This window comes from Promicromonospora xylanilytica (assembly GCF_054782895.1).
This window is the reverse complement of the sequence record NZ_BAAGRP010000004.1, coordinates 357,249-373,566: the sequence shown is the minus strand read 5'-3', so window position 1 is coordinate 373,566 and position 16,318 is coordinate 357,249. Positions and strand designations below refer to the sequence as shown.

At 73.0% G+C, this 16,318-nt stretch carries 18 protein-coding genes and 1 riboswitch; of the genes, 12 read left to right on the top strand and 6 right to left on the bottom strand.

The window, feature by feature from the left end; genetic code table 11:
* Positions 1-6 precede the first annotated feature (6 nt).
* Together ACYVK7_RS06670 and ACYVK7_RS06665 are read left to right on the top strand one after the other, a co-directional pair.
* Entirely contained in the window at positions 7-378 is a 372-nt protein-coding gene (locus ACYVK7_RS06670; protein ID WP_460886896.1) for an ArsR/SmtB family transcription factor, read from the top strand.
* Complete coding sequence (locus ACYVK7_RS06665) at positions 375-1,103, top strand: hypothetical protein (protein WP_460886895.1); 729 nt, start codon at positions 375-377, stop codon at positions 1,101-1,103. The genes ACYVK7_RS06670 and ACYVK7_RS06665 overlap by 4 nt, the downstream gene beginning before the upstream one ends.
* Positions 1,104-1,112: 9 nt before the next feature.
* On the opposite strand, the gene ACYVK7_RS06660 is transcribed toward ACYVK7_RS06665, so the two are convergent.
* Together ACYVK7_RS06660 and ACYVK7_RS06655 are read right to left on the bottom strand one after the other, a co-directional pair.
* Complete coding sequence (locus ACYVK7_RS06660; RefSeq protein ID WP_460886894.1) at positions 1,113-1,871, bottom strand: TetR/AcrR family transcriptional regulator; 759 nt, start codon at positions 1,869-1,871, stop codon at positions 1,113-1,115.
* The gene (locus ACYVK7_RS06655) at positions 1,868-2,344 is read right to left on the bottom strand and encodes a DUF3515 domain-containing protein (RefSeq protein ID WP_460886893.1); all 477 of its coding nucleotides are present in this window, start codon (positions 2,342-2,344) and stop codon (positions 1,868-1,870) included. The genes ACYVK7_RS06660 and ACYVK7_RS06655 overlap by 4 nt, the downstream gene beginning before the upstream one ends.
* A 117-nt stretch (positions 2,345-2,461) precedes the next feature.
* Between ACYVK7_RS06655 and ACYVK7_RS06650 the strand changes: the two genes are divergently transcribed.
* Positions 2,462-3,523 (top strand): thiamine-phosphate kinase, encoded by a 1,062-nt coding sequence (locus ACYVK7_RS06650; protein ID WP_460886892.1) that lies wholly within the window; start codon positions 2,462-2,464, stop codon positions 3,521-3,523.
* Positions 3,524-3,643: 120 nt separating this feature from the next.
* Here ACYVK7_RS06650 and ACYVK7_RS06645 read toward each other — a convergent pair whose 3' ends face one another.
* Together ACYVK7_RS06645 and rpmB are read right to left on the bottom strand one after the other, a co-directional pair.
* Positions 3,644-4,156, bottom strand: a complete 513-nt coding sequence (locus ACYVK7_RS06645; protein WP_460886891.1) for a GNAT family N-acetyltransferase — start codon at positions 4,154-4,156, stop codon at positions 3,644-3,646.
* A 154-nt stretch (positions 4,157-4,310) separates the two neighbouring features.
* On the bottom strand, positions 4,311-4,508 hold the full coding sequence (rpmB, locus tag ACYVK7_RS06640) for a 50S ribosomal protein L28 (protein WP_460886890.1): 198 nt from the start codon (positions 4,506-4,508) through the stop codon (positions 4,311-4,313).
* Between the two features lie 320 nt (positions 4,509-4,828).
* On the opposite strand from rpmB, the gene ACYVK7_RS06635 reads away from it, so the two are divergent.
* The 9 genes from ACYVK7_RS06635 to mutM all read left to right on the top strand — a co-directional run bounded on the left by ACYVK7_RS06635 (position 4,829) and on the right by mutM (position 14,139).
* Positions 4,829-6,514 (top strand): DAK2 domain-containing protein, encoded by a 1,686-nt coding sequence (locus tag ACYVK7_RS06635; RefSeq protein ID WP_460886889.1) that lies wholly within the window; start codon positions 4,829-4,831, stop codon positions 6,512-6,514.
* A complete protein-coding gene (locus ACYVK7_RS06630; protein ID WP_460886888.1) occupies positions 6,511-8,766 on the top strand; it encodes an ATP-dependent DNA helicase RecG in 2,256 nt (751 codons plus the stop codon). The genes ACYVK7_RS06635 and ACYVK7_RS06630 overlap by 4 nt, the downstream gene beginning before the upstream one ends.
* 107 nt (positions 8,767-8,873) lie before the next feature.
* The gene (locus tag ACYVK7_RS06625) at positions 8,874-9,851 is read left to right on the top strand and encodes an endonuclease/exonuclease/phosphatase family protein (protein WP_460886887.1); all 978 of its coding nucleotides are present in this window, start codon (positions 8,874-8,876) and stop codon (positions 9,849-9,851) included.
* A gap of 410 nt (positions 9,852-10,261) precedes the next feature.
* On the top strand, positions 10,262-10,906 hold the full coding sequence (rsmD, locus tag ACYVK7_RS06620; RefSeq protein WP_460886886.1) for a 16S rRNA (guanine(966)-N(2))-methyltransferase RsmD: 645 nt from the start codon (positions 10,262-10,264) through the stop codon (positions 10,904-10,906).
* Between the two features lie 9 nt (positions 10,907-10,915).
* Positions 10,916-11,428 carry a pantetheine-phosphate adenylyltransferase gene (gene coaD / locus ACYVK7_RS06615; RefSeq protein ID WP_460886885.1) on the top strand — a complete coding sequence of 171 codons (513 nt, stop codon included), beginning with the start codon at positions 10,916-10,918 and terminating at the stop codon, positions 11,426-11,428.
* Positions 11,429-11,642: 214 nt separating this feature from the next.
* Entirely contained in the window at positions 11,643-12,161 is a 519-nt protein-coding gene (locus ACYVK7_RS06610) for a YceD family protein (protein WP_460886884.1), read from the top strand.
* A 2-nt stretch (positions 12,162-12,163) separates the two neighbouring features.
* Positions 12,164-12,358, top strand: a complete 195-nt coding sequence (rpmF, locus tag ACYVK7_RS06605; RefSeq protein ID WP_108495103.1) for a 50S ribosomal protein L32 — start codon at positions 12,164-12,166, stop codon at positions 12,356-12,358.
* Position 12,359: 1 nt separating this feature from the next.
* Positions 12,360-13,142 (top strand): ribonuclease III, encoded by a 783-nt coding sequence (rnc, locus tag ACYVK7_RS06600; protein ID WP_460886883.1) that lies wholly within the window; start codon positions 12,360-12,362, stop codon positions 13,140-13,142.
* Complete coding sequence (gene mutM / locus ACYVK7_RS06595) at positions 13,135-14,139, top strand: bifunctional DNA-formamidopyrimidine glycosylase/DNA-(apurinic or apyrimidinic site) lyase (protein WP_460886882.1); 1,005 nt, start codon at positions 13,135-13,137, stop codon at positions 14,137-14,139. Before rnc ends, mutM begins: the two co-directional genes overlap by 8 nt.
* 14 nt (positions 14,140-14,153) lie before the next feature.
* Here the strand turns inward: mutM and ACYVK7_RS06590 are convergent, their stop codons facing one another.
* Both ACYVK7_RS06590 and ACYVK7_RS06585 read right to left on the bottom strand, forming a co-directional pair.
* Positions 14,154-15,131: an NAD(P)-dependent oxidoreductase gene (locus ACYVK7_RS06590; RefSeq protein WP_460886881.1), complete on the bottom strand. Its 978-nt coding sequence runs from the start codon at positions 15,129-15,131 to the stop codon at positions 14,154-14,156.
* A 103-nt stretch (positions 15,132-15,234) separates the two neighbouring features.
* Entirely contained in the window at positions 15,235-16,155 is a 921-nt protein-coding gene (locus ACYVK7_RS06585) for a C40 family peptidase (RefSeq protein ID WP_460886880.1), read from the bottom strand.
* 1 nt (position 16,156) lies between these two features.
* A riboswitch (cyclic di-AMP (ydaO/yuaA leader) is annotated at positions 16,157-16,308 on the bottom strand.
* Positions 16,309-16,318 lie beyond the last annotated feature (10 nt).

Genomic DNA, 16,318 nt, shown 5'->3' with positions numbered 1-16,318 from the left:
TTCGGTATGTCGCGAAATACCGAAGAACCAGGAGACGGGCTCTTCTCCGCCCTCGCCCACGGGGCGAGGCGGGAGATCCTGCGCTACCTGCGCGACAAGGACTACGTCCGGGCCGGTGACATCGGCGCCGCGCTGGGGATCGCTCCGTCGACCCTGTCCGGCCATCTCAAGGTCCTGCGCCAAGCGGGTCTGGTCGAGACCCGGCGTCGCGCGACCGAGGTCCAGTACCGGCTCCAGATGAGCCTGCTGGACGAGGCGATCGTCGCGCTGGCGGAGCTGCGCCGGCCTCGGCAACCTGTTGCCGAGGCCGACGCGGCGTCCGTGGAGAGCGGCACGACCCGAGCACGCAGGACCGCCGACCAGGAGGGCACGTCATGACTGCGACCGGCTCCACCGAACTGTCCCGGAACGAGAACCCGCCGCCGCCCCCGTGGGTCGCGGTCCCGTGGCCGGGCGCCGCGGTGGCCCTGGCCGCCGTGGCGATCATGGTCGTGACCTCGGTCGTCGCCTGGCCGGACATGGCGGCGGAGATCGTCACCCGCGAGGCCGACGGCCGGCATGGGCAGAGCGTCGCGCCCCGTGGGGTCACGGCTGTCGCCCTGCCCGGCATCCTGCTTGTGCTCACCGCGCTGTTCTCGGTGATCCTCCGCGCGGACCACGAGCTGCTGGGGCGCACACCGGTCGGGCTGGAGCGTTCACCCGAACGTGCCCGCCGCGTGTTCAGCTGGACGCTCATGGGCCTGTCCGTCGTGCTCGTGGCGCTCCACCTAGGACTGCTCTCCCTGCACACGGGGGACCCGTACCTGTTGGAGAAGGCCGTCGCGGCCGCGGTGGGGCTCCTCATCGTCTGCCTCGGCGTCGCCGCGCCGCTGTTCGCCCCGGGCGGCGGCTACACCGGAGGGCTCGAGCGGTTCAGGGCCGCGCAGGGCCGCCTGTACCGCGACGCAGGCATCGCCCTCGTCCTCGCGGGGATCGCGACGGCGGTCGCCGCGGCGTTCGACCCCTGGGTGGCGATGGGCATCGCCGTCGGGGCCGTCGCCGTCGTCTTCCTCGTGGTCGGGATCTCCGCGGCCGTCCGGGCGGCACGCAGACCGCCGGAGTGACGCCGCCGCTCAGCGGACGGTGGGGTGCGGCTCCAGGCCGAACCGGACCAGCAGCGAGGAGACCAGGTCCTCGTGGAGCGCCACGTGGTCACCGAACGCGAACTCCTGGTGCCCGTACACGGCCATGCACTGCAGGCCGTAGACCTGGCGCCAGCTCGTCACCATGAGGTAGGCGACGCCGAGCGGGAGGTCGTGCCCGCCCACCGCGTCGCGGTACCGGCGGACCTGCTCGGCCAGCTCGGGCTCGATCTCGTCGTCGGCGACGCGGGGGAGGCCCGAGGCCGCCAGGTCGCGGAAGAGCGGGACGTAGTGGCCCCCGACCATCTCGGCCATGCGGCGCTGGAGAGCGTGGCTGTCGGCGAGCTCCGCCCGGATACCGGAGCCGATGACGAGGTCGAACTCGGCCGGGTTGCGCACCGCCCAGTCGAGCGAGACCCGGGTCGAGGCCACCAGTGCCGCCGCGATGTCGCCCGGCTCCTGCCGGGCGACCGCGGCGCGGAGCTCCTCCAGCACCTCCTCGACGATGAGCACGCAGAGCTGCGCGATGACGTCCTGCCGGTTCTCGAAGTGCCGGTACAGCGCGGGCGGTGTGACGCCGACCTCCTTCGCGACGGCCGCCATCGTGAGCTTGCTCAGGCCGTGCTGCCCGGCGAGCTGGTGGCGCGCCGCGGCGAGCACCTCACGGCGCAGCTCGTCGCGCAGGCGTTCGCGCCGGGACTGCACGGGAGGGGCGGGAGCCGCCGCGGGCGGCGATACTACGGGGCTCACTGACACTCCTTCGTGGCAGGTACCTGGGTCACGGCGCCGGCGAGGTCGGCGATGAACGAGGTCGAGTGGTCCTCGGTGACCGCGGGCGGCACGATCACCTCGACCGCGGGCTCACGGCCGTAGGTGACGAAGGACCACGTGCCGGCGTCGTCGGTGGTCACGATCCAGTCGACGGCGGTCCCGTCCCCCGAGTCGACGTGCTGGCAGTCCGCCGACGGGCCGATCTGGGCCACACCGCAGCGCATGGTGACGGCGGCGCCCGGTTCGCCCCACGCCGCCGTCGCCTGCGAGTCCGTCGGCACCTTCGGCAGATCGCCACCGAGCTCGTCCGGCACGGCGAGCATCACCTCGGCGCACCTGGGGTCGGCGGCGTCCGGCGCCACCTCCACCCCGATCGCCCGCGCGCAGCCCGCCAGTGCCACGAGGGCGAGAGCGGCGGTGGTCAGAGCAGTGACGGATCGGACGGGAAGCACGGAGACACGTTACCTGGCTCGCGTGAGGCTCGTCCCCCGTGCTCGTCGGGACCAGGCACGGCTCGCGCGGTGGCCGGCCTGCCGCGTCGGGCCGGTGCGGACCCTTAGGGTCGACCAGTGACCCGCGTCCGTGACCTCTCCGAGGAGCAGATCCTCGAACGCATCGTGCCCCTGCTGCCCCGGGGGAGCGCCACGCTGCTCGGCCCCGGCGACGACGCCGCCGTGCTCGCGGCTCCCGACGGCCGGTTCGTGGTCTCGACCGACGTGCTCGTCGAGGACCGTCACTTCCGCACCCGCTGGTCGACGGGCTACGACGTCGGACGCCGTGCCGCCGCGCAGAACCTCGCCGACATCGCCGCCATGGGTGCACGGCCCACCGGGCTCGTGACGTCGCTGGTGGTGCCGGGTGACACCGAGATGGACTGGGTGACCGGTCTGGCCACCGGCCTGGCCGACGGCTGCGCGCCCGTGGGTGCCGGCGCGGTCGGCGGCGACCTGTCGGGCGGCCCCTGCCTGGTCGTGAGCATCACCGTGCACGGCGACCTGGAGGGCCGCCCGCCGGTGCTGAGGTCGGGAGCCCGGCCGGGCGACGTCGTCGCGCACGCCGGGGTGCGCGGGTGGTCGGCCGCCGGGCTGGCGCTCCTGGAGGCGGGCCTGGTCCGCACGCCCCTGTCGACCGCGCCGCTGGAGGTCACCGACGGCGTGCTGCTCGAGGACGCGTGGGAGCGGCTCGTCGCCGCCTACCTCCGGCCGGAGCCGCCGCTGGCCGCCGGGATCGCCGCGGCCAGGGCGGGCGTGACCGCGATGCTCGACGTGTCCGACGGCCTCCTGCGCGACGCCGGCCGGATCGCGCTCGCGAGCGGGGCGCGGATCGACCTCGACGGCGAGGCGTTCGCCACGGACCGGGACGTGCTGCGCTCGGCGGCGCACGCAGTGGCGGCGGCGACCGGTCTGGGCGACCCGGGCTGGGGGCCGGGGACCGCGGACGTCGACGGGCTGGTCGGCCGTTGGGTCTGGTCGGGCGGAGAGGACCACGGGCTGCTCGCCACGTTCCCTGCGGGCACCGAGCTGCCGGAGGGCTGGACCGCCGTCGGCCAGGTGCAGGAGGCGGGGGAGGGCGTCACGATCGACGGCCAGGTGCCCGCTGTGGGCCCGGGCTGGGACCACTTCCGGGTGTGACGTCTGACCGAACTCAGCGACTTCGGTCGGATGGGATGAGATCGGTCGTTTGATTGACCGAACTCATCCCGACTGACCGAAGTCGTCTGGGCGGGAGGGCGCCTGACCGACGTCGGCGCCTCAGCGCTTGCGGAAGCGGAGCTGCTTGAGCGGGCGGCCGCCGAAGTCGTCGATGCGCTCGGTGCCGTCGTGCTGGAACCCGTGCCGCCGGTAGAAGTGCTGCGCGCGTTCGTTGCCCTCGAAGATCCAGAGGCTCACGACGGTGCCTGGTGCCAGGCCGTCGAGCGCCGTCCGCATCAGGTCGCGGGCCACGCCGGTGCCCCACGCGCGCGGGTGCAGGTAGATCGCGTAGATCTCGAGGTCGCCGGGCTCGGCGTCCTCGTCACGGGAGGGGCCGACGCTCGTGAAGCCGACGGTGCCACCGCCGTCCTCGGCGACGAGCACGTTGGTACCGCGGGCGGTCAGGGCCGCGGACCAGTGGCCGGCCCGGTCGGCGACCTCGAGCGAGTCAAGGTAGGAGTCGGGCAGGATCTCAGAGTAAGCACCACGCCAGGAGGCGATATCGACACGAGCGATGGCTTCTGCGTCGGTCGTCGTTGCTGGGCGGATGGTCACGTCTTCCGGTGCCATCATGGGCTCACCTTTTCACCACCGAGTGCTGGGCGCAACTACTTCTTTGGTTCCAGATGAATGTTCTTCGAACGCCGAAGACGCCCACCGGGACAAACCCGACAGGCGTCTTCAACAAGCATTGACGGGTCGCGTCAGCGACCCGGCTGCGGCAGCGTCAGGCCGAGACCTTGCGCGTGACCTTGCCGGCCTTGAGGCAGGAGGTGCACACGTTGACGCGCTTCGGAGTCCCGCCCACGATCGCACGGACGCGCTGGATGTTCGGGTTCCAGCGGCGCTTGGTGCGGATGTGAGAGTGCGAAACAGAGTGCCCGAAGCTGGGGCTCTTGCCGCAGACGTCGCAGTTGGCAGCCACGGTGTCTCCTGAATGTCGTGCACGCCTGTGCAGAACGACAGCACGACGTGATGGATGGTCAAAATAGGGAGCGCCTGGACGCTTCAGAGCACGCAAGGCTACTTAGCGGGCCAGGCAACTTCCACAGACTACCCGATCCCGGACCGGGCCCTCAAACCGTAGCCGCGTGGGACTGCGTCACACCGTCGTGGGCGCGGCCGGGACAGCCGGACCTGGGCCTGTGGACGGCCGCACGCGACCGGCCCGGCCGCTCGGTACGGTGGATCCGTCTGACCGGGGTGCCCCGGTCAGCCCAGCAGCCACGTGCAGGAGGGCAGAGCGTGACCGACGTCGACAGCGGGAGCCGGGCAGCCGGTCCCGGACCGGAGCCGTTCCCGGCAGGCGTCCGTCTCGAGGACCCCGGCGTGGTGCGCGCCTGGGTCCGTGGTGCCACGGCGGCGCTGCGCAGGGAGCGTGACGCGATCGACCGGGTCAACGTCTTCCCGGTGGCCGACGCCGACACCGGGACGAACCTCTACCTGACGTTCCGGGAGGGCGACCGGGCGGTCGAGCTCGTCCCCGCGGGGGCGTCAGGGACCCAGCTGCTGGCGACGCTCGCCCGGGCGGCCCTGGTGGGCGCGCGGGGCAACTCCGGCGTGATCCTCAGCGAGTGGCTGCGCGGGCTCTCGGTCGCGGCCCGCGACGGGGCCGGCACGGCCGGCCTGCTCACGCGGGCGGCGACGTCGGCGAGGGCGGCGGTCGCCCGCCCTGCCGACGGAACGATCCTCACCGCGGCCGATGCGGCGGCCGACGCTGCGCGGGCCGTCGAGAGCTCCCTGGAGCGCGAGGCGGGACCGGGTGCCGTGGCCGCCGCCGGGCCTCTGCCGGTCGTGACGGCCGCGGCGGCCGCCGCGCGTGCCGCCGCCCGGTCGAGCCGCGACGAGCTCGACGCGCTGCGCACGGCGGGCGTGCTCGACGCAGGCGCCCTCGGGCTCGTCCTCCTGCTCGACGCCCTGGTCGTCGCCACGGCAGGTGGAGTGTCAGTGGTGCACGGCAGCATGGACTCCGTGAACCTGGACCAGCTGCTCGACGCGGGCGAGTTGGCGCCCGTGATCGAGGCGCCTGAGACCGTGCCGGCCGAGACCGAGCCACATGGTGCCGCAGGTGGCACCGGCGGCCTCGAGCTGATGTTCGTGCTCACCAGGCCGGTCTCGGGCGCGGCGGAGGCCGTGGCCGCCGGCCTGCGGGCCCAGCTCGGCGAGGTGGGCGACTCGGTGGTCGTGGTCGGCGGCGACGCGGGCACAGGGACCGCCGTGTGGCAGGCCCACGTGCACACCGACCACCTCGACCGGGCGCTCACGATCGCGACGGAGGCCGCACGAGGCGGCTCGCTCGCCCAGGTGCACGTGCGCCACCTCGAAGCGGTGCACCAGCACGAGTGGGGCGTCGTCGCGGCGACGTCGGCCCCTGGGCTGGCCGCGGAGCTCGCGCACGCGGGCGCCGTCGTGCTCCTCACGGGCGGCCTCGGCAGCACGGTCGAGCCGCTGACGGCCGACGACGTCGGCAGGGCCGCCGCGTCGACGGGGGCTCGACGGGTCCTGCTGCTCGGCGCGCCGGCCGGGGGAGTGGACGGCGGGGCGCCGCTCGACGTCGACGAGCTGGTCGCCGTACCCACACCCACCGACCTGCACGCCGTGGTGGCACTGGCCGCGCTCGGCACGCTGCTGCCCGTGGGCGATCAGACGGGGGCTGCGCCCGCCGTCGACGCCCGCGCGATCGTGGGCGGGGCACTCGCCGCGCTCACCGTGTCGGCGGCACGAGGGGAGGCCGCGGCCGATGCCCTGCGCGACGCGACGGGTCCGGCGACCACGCTCGTGACGGTGCTGCTCGACGCGGACGTCCCGGACGGCCTGCCCGGCCGCCTCGCCGCCGTGCTCGCCGAGCGGGCACCGGAGGCGGAGCTCGTCGTGCTCCCGACGGGCCGCCCGGGCGACGGCGTGCAGCTGGGCACGGAGGAGGACGCGTGAGCGAGCGGGTGGACGAGCGGCTCGAGCGCGCGTTCGACAAGCGGACGGCGACCGCGCTGGGCAAGCTCGGGCTGCGGACGGTCGGCGACCTGCTGGGCCACTACCCGCGCCGGTACGCCGACCCGGGGGCGCTCACGGACATCGCGGCGCTCCAGGTGGGTGAGCACGTGACCATCCTTGCCCGGGTGGAGCAGGCGACCGTCCGCCCCATGCGCAACCGCAAGGGCGCGCTCATGGAGGTGGTGGTGACGGACGGCAACAGCCGGCTGTCCCTCACGTTCTTCGGCAAGCACCGCGGATCGCTCTACAACCACGAGAAGCGCCTGGTCCCCGGGGCGAAGGGCCTGTTCACGGGGACCGTCGGCCTGTACAGGGGTGCGCGCCAGCTCACGCACCCGGACTTCACGCTGATGGGCGAGGAGTCAGACCTCGACAGCGACGAGGCGCTCCTCGAGCACGCGACCAAACCCATCCCGATCTACCCGGCGGCAGCGGGCATCCCGAGCTGGAAGATCCAGGCGGCCCTGCGCGTCGTGCTCGACACGCTGGCCGACGGCGACGTGCCCGACCCCGTGCCGGACGAGGTGCGGGAACGCCACGGGCTGCCCGGACGGGCCGCCGCCCTGCGCACGCTCCACCGGCCGGCCACGCTGGAGGAGGCCTACCGGTCCCGGCACCGTATGCGGTTCGAGGAGGCGTTCGTGCTGCAGGCGGCGCTCGCGCAGCGCCGGGCGCGCACCGCCGCGGAGGACGCCACCGCCCGACCGCCGCTGCCGGCAGGGAAGCCGAGCCTGCTCGCGGACTTCGACGAGTCGCTGCCGTTCGTGCTCACCGACGGGCAGCGCGAGGTGGGCCAGGAGATCGCCGCCGAGCTCGCCGACCCGCGTCCGATGCACCGGCTGCTGCAGGGCGAGGTCGGCAGCGGTAAGACCGTGGTCGCCCTCCGCGCCATGCTGCAGGTGGTCGACGCCGGCGGCCAGGCCGCGCTGCTCGCGCCTACCGAGGTGCTCGCCGCGCAGCACGCCAGGACCCTGCGTGCCCTGCTGGGTCCGCTGGCCGAGGGCGGCACCCTCTTCGGGGCGGAGCGCGTGGGCGCGAGCACCCGCGTGGCGCTGCTCACCGGCTCGCTCGGCGCCAAGGCGCGCAAGGAGGCGCTGCTGCAGGCGGCGAGCGGCGAGGCCGGGATCGTCGTCGGCACGCACGCACTCCTGTCGGAGCACGTGCAGTTCGCCGACCTCGGGCTCGTCGTGGTGGACGAGCAGCACCGCTTCGGCGTCGAGCAGCGGGACGCCCTGCGGGCCAAGGGGCGCGTGTCACCGCACCTGCTCGTCATGACGGCCACGCCCATACCGCGCACCGTGGCGATGACGGTCTTCGGCGACCTGGAGACGTCGTCCCTCACCGAGGTGCCGGCGGGGCGCGCCGGCATCACCACGGTCGCGGTCCCCGCGCGGAACACCCGCTGGACGGACCGCACCTGGGCCCGGGTGCGCGAGGAGGTCGACGCCGGGCGCCGCGCCTACGTGGTCTGCGCCCGGATCCACCCGGACGAGGAGACCCGGGCGGCCGCCAAGGACTTCGACGACGTACCCGAGTTCCTCGACTCCACCGGGCCCGAGGAGGCCGGCGACCGCCCGCCGTTGCGCGCGGTGCTCGAGGTGGTCGAGGAGCTGCGCGCCCGCCCGGAGCTGACCGGCATCGAGATCGGCGTCCTGCACGGGCAGCTCCCGCCCGACCAGAAGGAGGAGGCGATGGCCAGGTTCGCCTCGGGCGAGTCGCCGGTCCTCGTCTCGACCACGGTGGTCGAGGTCGGCGTGGACGTCCCCGAGGCCACGGCCATGGTGATCTTCGACGCCGACCGGTTCGGCATCTCGCAGCTGCACCAGCTGCGCGGACGGGTGGGCCGAGGCACCGACCCGGGCCTGTGCCTGCTCGTGTCCGATGCCGAGCCCGGCACACCGGCCTTCGCACGGCTCGAGGCGATGACCCAGACCACCGACGGGTTCAAGCTCGCGAACCTCGACCTGGAGCTGCGCAGCGAGGGCGACGTGCTCGGCGCCGCGCAGTCGGGCCGGGCCAGCTCCCTGCGCCTGCTGCGGGTGGTCAAGGACGCCGGCCTCATCGAGGAGGCGCGCACCGCCGCCGTCGACGTCGTGCGGGCGTCCCCTGACCTCTCGGAGTTCCCGGAGCTGGCGAAGGCGATCCGCGCCCAGCTCGACGAGGACCAGGAGGAGTTCCTCGAACGGACCTGATCGGACCGGCGAGCGGCCGTCGAGATTCGGCAGGGTGAAATCGCGCGAGGCGAAAGGGATGACCTACGCCTTACGCTCGAAAGGCACAGCCGATAGGGTCACGGCCCGTGACGGTCGACGCGAAGCATGCGATCCACACCGGCGCGCCGGCAAAGACCGCCTGGCAGCGCGGGAGGCTCCTCGCGCTCGGATCCGTGGTCGCTGCCGCATTGCTCGTCGCGCACGATCTTGTGCCCAACCGCTGGGGAAACCTCGGCAGCCTCGTCCAGTCGTTCCTGCCCTGGATCGGCCTGGCGGTGCCCCTCGGCATCCTCGCCGCACTGCTCCGACGGTCCGCGCTCGCGATCCTCACCGTCCTGCTGCCGCTCGCCGCCTGGATCTGGGTCTTTCTGCCACAGGTGCGCCCGGTCGCCGCAGAGCCGGGCGACCTGACCGTGGTGCAGCACAACGTCAGCGACACGAACACCGACGTGACGGGCACGGCGGAGGTGCTCCTGGCAACCGAACCGGACGTCGTGACGCTCACCGAGGTCTCGGACACCGCCGCCGAGCAGTACACGAAGGCGTTCGGTGACGCGCTGCCCCACCACGAGACGCAGGGCACCGTCGGCGTGTGGTCCAGGTTCCCGCTCGAGGACGCGAAGGCCGTGGACATCCGGCCCGAGGGCATCGACGCCAGCTGGGACCGCTGCGTCCGCGTGGTGATCCAGCGCGAAGGGGCCGCGGTCGCGCTGTTCGCGGCACACCTGCCGTCCGTCCGGTTCGGCAGCGGCGGGTTCGAGACGGAGCCGCGGAACGCGAGCGCGCTCCAGCTGGCGGACGCCGTCAACGCCGAGCAGCACGACACCGTCATCGTCTCGGGTGACCTGAACGGCGTCCTGGCGGACGGCGCCCTCGCACCGCTGACCAACCTCGTCACCGCACCGACCACCGGGTTCGAGTTCACGTACCCCGCGGCGTTCCCCGTCGCCCAGATAGACCACGTGCTCGCGCGCGGCGCCACCGTCACGGAGGTGAGCGCCCTGGACCGGACGGGCAGCGACCACCTGCCGGTCGTCGCGCACATCGACACGCCCTGGTCGTAGCAGGGATCGGCCCGGTAGGCAGGGGGCTGGGGCTGGGGCTGGGGCTGGGGCTGGGGCTTCGGGCCGGCGGGTTCGGCGGCCGGCCGGTCGGCGGCTTGTTGCTGACGACCTGGAGCCCGTGGCCGGCGACAGTGACGGACAACCGGCCACTGCAGAGTCAGTTGCGGCAGCTGCCGCCGACTGCAGACTTGGTTGCGGATAGAGGCCCGCCGTCCGCAACCAAGTCTGCAGTCGTCAAAGAGGGCCGCAACCAAGTCTGCAGTCAGTCTGCCGGGTGGCTGGTCTGGGACCGGGGGGTCAGGTTCGGGTGGCCGGTCCGGCCGACGGCAGGCCCGCACCGTGCATCGGGGTCGCAGCAGATCCCGGGGTGATGTGCAGTAGCCCCGCACGCCCGCGTTAGGCTCGCAGGCGTGACCAGGATCGTCGCGGGCTCCCTTGGCGGCCGCACCATCGCGGTGCCGCCCAAGGGCACCCGACCCACGAGCGACCGTGTCCGTGAGGCCATCTTCTCCCGGCTGACGCACCTCGACGTGCTCGACGGCGCCCGCGTGCTCGACCTCTACGCCGGCTCGGGCGCGCTCGGGCTCGAGGCCGCCAGCCGGGGAGCCGTGTCGGTGACCCTCGTGGACAGCGCACGCCCGGCCGCCGACGTCGCGCGCAAGAACGTCGCCGGGCTCCGGCTGACCGGGGTGCGTGTCGTCACCGAGACCGCCGAACGGTTCGCCGCGGCGCTCGCGGGAGTCGGACCGCGTGCGGGTTCCGCCACGACGAGCGGCCCGACGGCGGCCCTCGACCTCGTCTTCCTCGACCCGCCCTACGACCTCGACGAGAACGCGCTCGCGACCGTGCTGACGCACCTGACGGCGCCGGGTGTCCTCGCCGACGACGCCGTCGTCGTCGTCGAGCGCTCCGTCCGCACGCCCGAGCCTGCCTGGCCGGCCGGCCTTGCCGCGTTCGCGCGCAAGGACTATGGAGAGACGGCGGTCTACTACGCGGAGCCGGTCGAAACGGAGCCGGTCGAAACGGAGCCGCCCGCCGCGGGCCCTGTCGGATAGCGTGAGCGCGTGACCACCGCCGTCTGCCCCGGATCGTTCGACCCCATCACCCTCGGCCACCTCGACATCGTGCGCCGGACCGCCACGATGTTCGACGAGGTGGTGGTCGGTATCGCCAAGAACCCGGGCAAGTCCGGCCTGCTCGATCTGGAGACCCGGGCGGAGCTCGTGCGCGCGGCCGTCTTCAGCGGCGCCCAGACCGCGCCGGAGCTGGCCAGGGTGCGGGTCGCCGTCGTGCCGGGGCTCCTGGTGGACTTCTGCCGGGAGGTGGGGGCGGTAGCGGTCGTGAAGGGTCTGCGCGGTGGCGGCGACTTCGACGCCGAGCAGCCGATGGCGCTCATGAACCGGCATCTCTCCGGCGTCGAGACGATCTTTCTGCCCGGTGACCAGCGGCACGCGCACGTCGCGTCGTCGCTGGTGAAGGACATCGTGCGGCACGGCGGACCGGTCGACGACCTGGTTCCCGCGGGCGTCACGGCCGCGTTGCGCTCCGCGCTGGGTCAGCCGCCCGCCACCTCGTGAGGCCTGTCACCCCGCACGGGCGCGCGTAGGGCCCCATCCATGTCGTAGGATTGGTTTTTGGCCCGTGGTGTGAGGTATCGCGCCGGGCCACCCCCCTTCACCGTCCTCACCGGACAGTGCACTGCCACTGCCTTCATCGGAGTCTGTTATTTCCCGCGAACCGAACTCGCCGCTCGTGCTCGATGTGCACGAGCTGTCTCGGCGTGCCGGATCCATGCGTACGCACAGCGCGACCGTGCAGGCGCCGTCGGATCTCGGTACCGCTGTGATCGGTATCCCGGAGGGCTCCGACCTCGAGCTGGATCTTCGGCTCGAGTCCGTGGTCGAGGGCGTACTGGTCTCCGGTACCGTCCGCGGCACGGCCAAGGGCGAGTGCAGCCGCTGCCTCGACGACATCTCCCGTGAGCTCACGGTCGACGTCACGGAGCTGTTCGCCTACCCCGAGAAGGCCGCTGCGTCGGCCAAGGCGGGGGACGACGAGGTGGAGGACGAGGAGTCCGTACTGGACGACGACGACATGGCCGACCTGGAGCCCGCGCTTCGGGATTCGGTCGTGACTGCATTACCATTTCAACCGCTGTGCCGGGAGGACTGCCCGGGCCTGTGCTCCGAGTGCGGAGCGCGCCTGGCTGACGACCCCGGTCATCACCATGACGTAGTCGACCCTCGTTGGTCGGCGCTTCAGAGCATGCTCGAATCTACGAGCGTGTCGGACGAGACGAAAGAGAGCTAGCCGTGGCTGTTCCGAAGCGCAAGATGTCGCGCAGCAACACCCGTGCGCGTCGCTCGCAGTGGAAGACCACCGCAGCGACCCTCACCACCTGCCCGCAGTGCCAGGGCAACAAGCTGCCGCACACGGCGTGCCCGACGTGCGGCACCTACAAGGGCCGCACGTACCGCGACGCCCTGAAGACCGTTCACGCGGGCTGACGTGGCCAAGGGCGGGACGTCGCCGGCGAGGCCGGAACCTACCGCGCTGCTCGAGAAGCTCGGGGTCCATCTGGACCCCGAGCTTCTTGTGCTGGCACTGACTCACCGGTCGTTCGCGCACGAGGCCGGCGGTATCCCCACCAACGAGCGCCTGGAGTTCCTGGGCGACACCGTGCTGGGGCTGGTGGTCACCGAGGCGTTGTTCCGGCGGCACCCCGACCTGTCGGAGGGTGACCTGGCGCGCATGCGGGCCGCGACGGTGTCGCAGCGCGCCCTCGCCGCCGTCGCGCGCACCCTCGGCCTGGGCAAGTACGTGCTGCTCGGCAAGGGCGAGATCCGCACACGCGGGTTCGAGAAGGACTCGATCCTGTCCGACACGGTCGAGGCCCTCATCGGCGCCACCTACCTGTCGCACGGCCTGGAGACGTCGAGGGAGCTGGTGCACCGGCTCGTCGACTCGACGTTGGACGTCGCAGCGGGCCTTGGCGCGGGGCTCGACTGGAAGACGTCGCTGCAGGAGGCCTCGGCCGAGCGCGGTCTGGGGGCGCCCGACTACATCGCCACGTTCGAGGGGCCGGAGCACGCGCGCGTCTTCCACTCGACCGTCGTGATCGACGGCGTCACCTACGGCTCCGGTTCCGGCAGTGCGAAGAAGCACGCCGAGCAGGGCGCTGCCGAGGAGACCTACCGGGCTCTGCTGGAGAAGTTCCCGCTGCCCAAGCCGGCGAGCGACGAGCCGTCCGCCGGCGGAGTCGAGAGCAAGGCGCCGGCCACCGGTGCCTGAGCTTCCCGAGGTCGAGACCGTCCGGGACGGTCTCGACCGCCTCGTGGTCGGCGCGGTCGTGCGCGACGTCGAGGTGTTCCGCGAGTACAGCGTCCGCCGGCACGACGGCGGCCCGGGCTCCTTCAGGGACCAGCTCACCGGCCGGCGGCTGGAGGCGGCGGTCCGCCGGGGCAAGTTCCTCTGGCTGCCGCTGGCCGAACCAGCAGGGCCGACGTCGGCGCCGGCCGCGCCGGACCCCACCGCGGCCCTCCTCGCGCACCTCGGTATGTCGGGTCAGCTGCTCGTGCGCGGTGCCCGTCCGGAACCCGGACCCGCCGTGAGCGCCGTGCTCGGCGACGAGCCGTCCGTGGCGGCCGACGACTGGCGGCACCCGCACCTGCGCGTCCGCCTGCACCTGACCGGTGCCCCCAGCGGGGCGCGCTACCTCGACTTCGTGGACCAGCGGACGTTCGGGCACCTGAGCGTCCAGGACCTGGTGCCGGTGGCGGGGGGCATACCGGCCGGGCACGGCTCCGGCCTGCCCCTGCTGCCGGAGCCGGTCGCACACATCGCCCGTGACCTGCTGGACCCCGGGCTCGACCTGGACGACCTGATCCGGCGGGTTCGCCGGCGCCGGACCCAGGTGAAGCGGGCCCTGCTCGACCAGACCGTCGTGTCCGGCGTGGGCAACATCTACGCCGACGAGGCACTGTGGCGGGCACAGATGCACTGGGCCCGGCAGACCGACAAGCTGCGGGCCGCCGACGTGCGCCGCGTGCTCGACTCGGCGGCCGAGGTCATGCGTGAGGCACTCGCCCAGGGCGGCACGAGCTTCGACGAGCTGTACGTCAACGTGAACGGGCAGTCCGGGTACTTCGACCGCTCGCTCGCGGTGTACGGACGCGAGGACGAGCCCTGTCGGCGCTGCGGCGCGCTGGTGCGCCGCGACGCGTTCATGAACCGGTCCTCGTTCAGCTGTCCGGTCTGCCAGCGGCCCCCGCGTCCCCGAACCCCGTAGCACTCGACGGAGGGTCAGCGCGGCGCCACGTTCCGGAGGTCTCCGCCGGCGCGCCAGGCCGTGAGCTGCTCCGCGAGGAACCGCGCCGCGCCGCGCGGCCGGCCGCCCGCCACGTGCGGCGTGAGAATCAGGTTCGGGACGTCCCAGAGCGGGGATTCCGCGGGCAGCGGCTCGGTCTCCGTGACGTCCAGCGCCGCACCGGCCAGGCGCCCTGACCGCAGGGCGTCCGCGAGGGCCGCCTCGTCGACGGTCGCTCCCCGGCCGACGTTGACGAACCGCGCGGACGGCGGCAGCAGGCCGAGCAGGCGTTCGCCGAGGACGTGGTGGGTGGCGGGGGCGGCGGGCAGGAGCGAGATGAGCACGTCGGTCTCGGCCAGCAGCGCGTCCAGCCCGTCGGTGCCGACCACCGGGTAGCCGCCGCGTTCGCCCGCACGCGTGGCGACACCCGTGACCCGCGCGCCGAGCGCGGTCAGCAGCGGGGCCAGTCGCAGGGCGATCGACCCGAAGCCCCAGATGGTCACGCGTGCGCCGTCGAGCGTGTACTCGCGGCCGGTGACCGGGTCCGCCTGGGCGAAGGTGATCTCCTTGGCCCAGTGGTGCTCGCGCTGCGCGGCCAGAGCCGCGTCGATGCGCCGGACGGACGCGAGGACGAGCGTGAGGGCGTGCTCGGTGACGGTGTCGTCGTGCAGGGACTGGCCGGAGGAGATGACGACGTCGGGGCCGAACCCGGACCGCAGCGCGACGTCCGGGCCGGCCGAGAGGGTCTGCACCCAGCGCAGGCCGGTGAGCCGGCGGGCGGTGTCGGCGAGCACCTTGGGCGGGTTGGACCAGGTGACCAGCACCTCGGCGTCCGCGTGCTCCTCCGGGACCGGGTCGTTCATCGCGTACGTGGCGACGACGTCGGCGCCGCCGGGCGCGAAGGAGGCCCCGGCGTCGGGCAGGAGGGGCGGGAAGTCGATGTCGAAGGGTACGTCCGGTACGAGGATCTTCACGTCCGGGACGTTACCCGACCGGTCCACGACCACGGGGTGCGTCCCACCGGAGGTCCGGCGGCACACACCCCGTGGTCGATCCGGAGAGCGACGCGAGAAGTCGTCAGCCCGTCACGCGGATGAACACCGCGTTGTCCTGCCACATCTCGCCGTACTGCACGGGAGTGCCCTGCTGCTGGGCCTCCACGACCATGCCGTTGCCCGCGTAGAGGGCGACGTGGCCGGGCGTCCACACGATGTCGCCCGGCTGCGCCTCGGCGGCGGAGACCTGGTACCCGACGGTCGACATCGAGCTCGAGCTGTGCGGGAGGCTGATGCCGAGCTGGCCGTACACGTACTGGATGAGCCCGGAGCAGTCGAAGCCGCTGGGGGAGGCTCCGCCCCACACGTAGGGCACGCCCACGTACTCGAGGGCCAGGTTGACGGCCTGCTGGCCGAGGCCGGAGGTGTCCGCGACGGCGGTCTCGACGGCGGCCGCGGTCTCGGCTGCGGCGGCTTCCGCCTCCGCGGCTGCGGCGGCCTCGGCCTCCGCTGCGGCAGCTGCCTCGGCCTCAGCCTTCGCCCTGGCCTCGGCTTCCGCCTTGGCCTTTGCCTCGGCCTCTGCCTTCGCCTTGGCCTCGGCGATGCCGGCCTCGGTCTCGGCGTACGGGGTCACCGACACGCGTCCGCGCTCGGCCCAGAAGTCCGCGTCCTGCGTGACCTTGACCTTGGTGACCAGGTTCTCGGCGAAGCCGGCCCGCGTCGTGGAGTCGACCGTGTTGCTGACCGGGGTCGCCCCGGCGAGCGTGGTCTGGGTGTGCGTCTCGGCGGGCGCGGTGTGGGCGGTCTGGGTGAAGACCGACGCCAGCATGCCGGACGTGACGACCGCGATGGCGCCGGTACGGGCGGCATTCTCTGCGGCGGTCTGGGTCAGTGCGGTGAAGGGGGTGAGTGCGGGGCCGTCGGCGCGGTGCCTGCCCCGGCTGCTGGAACGGTTTGCCTGGTCGTCCGCCCAGTCGTGGGTGCGGTCGGTGAGTACGGTCACCAGTGATCTCCTCGGACGCCTACGAAGTGAGCTGTCGGGTTCGGATGGGGAGAGCGATCACCCGGCCTCACAAGGAGGCTTCACCCCAAGGACACTCGCGTGCCCGGCTTACCTGGTTCCCCCGCCCCTGTCACGTCGTAGCTGCTCAGATCCGGTGACAGGG